This is a genomic window from Streptomyces sp. NPDC001292 (assembly GCF_042896465.1).
GTDB lineage: Bacteria > Actinomycetota > Actinomycetes > Streptomycetales > Streptomycetaceae > Streptomyces.
In genome coordinates this window covers 1-1,623 of sequence record NZ_JBIAXG010000137.1, presented here as the reverse complement: position 1 = coordinate 1,623, position 1,623 = coordinate 1, and the positions used below count along the sequence as shown (strand labels likewise).

Below are 1,623 nucleotides of genomic sequence, written 5' to 3'. Positions count from 1 at the left end.
GAAGGCTTCTCGAAACCGAGTGTGGGGGCTGGGTTGTGCTGATCAGGCATGGTGCGGGGTGGGTGAGGTAGGTCCGGTGCGTCCGTGATGGTGGCGTGCTGGAGGTGCGTGATGGCGTCGGTGCTGGGGCGGCTGGAGGAGCGGGAGCGTGCGGCCCGCGAGCGGGTGGAGGAGCTGCAGGCCGAGCTGGAGGCGGCGCAGTCGGAATGGGACGAGTGGCTGATCGCCCGCAGGCGGGTCGGCGAGGTGTGGGACGGGGGCGCCGCGGGCCAGGACGGTGAGCCGGCAAGGACGCCGGAGGAGAGCGAGGCCGCGGCGCCGTCGGCGGCCAGACCCGGGTCGGTGGTTCCCCTCTGGCGGGAAGGGCTGTCGGCCGAAGTGCTGGCGCCGGAGTATCAGCACGTCATGAGCCTGCTGGCCGAACGCCGCACCACCGGCGGCGAGCCACTGAACTGCCGTGAGACCACTGCCTTGTTGGGGCTGGAAGTGGTTCCGGCGAAGATCGAGGGCGTGCGGAGCAAGCTCAAGCGGCTCGTCGCGCGGGGATGGGCGCACGAGCCGGCGCCGGGCCGGTTCGCCTGCGGCGGTCGAGACGGCGGGTCATGACCATGGTCATCGACCACAGGATCATCGCCTCCGAACTCGCTGGCAGCCGCTCGTAGTCGCGGGCCAGGCGTCGGGAGCGGGTGAGCCAGGCGAAGGTCCGCTCCACGATCCACCGCTTGGGCAGCACGATGAAGCCTTTTTGGTCGTCGCTGCGGCGGATGACGGTCAGCATCAGGTTCAGGGCCATCGCGCACCAGCCCACCAGCATGCCGGTGTATCCGCTGTCCGCCCACACCCGCCTGAGCCGGTGATGCCGCCTGGTGGCCCGGGCGAGGAGGTCCTGGGCGGCGTCCCGGTCCCCCGTCGAGGCGGGAGTGACCATCACCGCCAGGATCAGGCCGAGTGTGTCCACCACGATGTGCCGCTTGCGGCCCTTGACCTTCTTCCCGCCGTCATAGCCACTGGTCGCGGCTGCGACCGTTGACGTGCCCTTCGCGGACTGCGAGTCGATCACCCCCGCCGTCGGCTCCGCATCCCGGCCCTCCGCGTGACGGGTCGCGGCGCGCAGCCGGTCGTGGAACTCATCGATCAGCCCCTGCTTGCGCCAGCGGGTGAAGAACCGGTGCACCGCCTTCCACGGCGGGTAGTCCGCAGGCAGCGCGGGCCACTTCACGCCGTTGTCCACCACGTACCGGATCGCGTCGAGTATGTCCCGGTGGCAGTACTCCTCCGGCCGGCCGCCCCGGCCCTCGGCCCACGCCGGCTCCGGGATCATTGCGCGGACCGTGGCCCATTCCGTGTCCGTCATGTCGGTCGGATAGCAGTGCCCGCCGGACGGATTGTCCGCGGCGTTCCCATACGTGTGGGCGAAACAGTCGCACACCCGCGTGTCCGGGATGGACTCTTCCACAGCGGACCGATACAACTGCGGCAACAGGGCCTCCCGGTGAGCAGTGGCGTAGACACCCTCTGCACTACCGAGAGGCCCTGCCTTCATGCCCCCGCACGGCCACGATCACCCGAACAGCACACCCGTACGGAACCCCCAGCCCCACACCCGGTTTCGAGAAGCCTTCT

General features: G+C 70.1%; 2 protein-coding genes. One reads left to right on the top strand and one right to left on the bottom strand.

All coding sequences use genetic code 11. From position 1 onward, the window contains the following. The first annotated feature begins 111 nt into the window (after window positions 1-111). The gene (locus ACFY4A_RS42580; protein WP_390834673.1) at window positions 112-606 is read left to right on the top strand and encodes a hypothetical protein; all 495 of its coding nucleotides are present in this window, start codon (window positions 112-114) and stop codon (window positions 604-606) included. Here ACFY4A_RS42580 and ACFY4A_RS42575 read toward each other — a convergent pair. Next, window positions 524-1,354 carry an IS5 family transposase gene (locus tag ACFY4A_RS42575; protein WP_390834672.1) on the bottom strand — a complete coding sequence of 277 codons (831 nt, stop codon included), beginning with the start codon at window positions 1,352-1,354 and terminating at the stop codon, window positions 524-526. The genes ACFY4A_RS42580 and ACFY4A_RS42575 overlap by 83 nt on opposite strands. Window positions 1,355-1,623 lie beyond the last annotated feature (269 nt).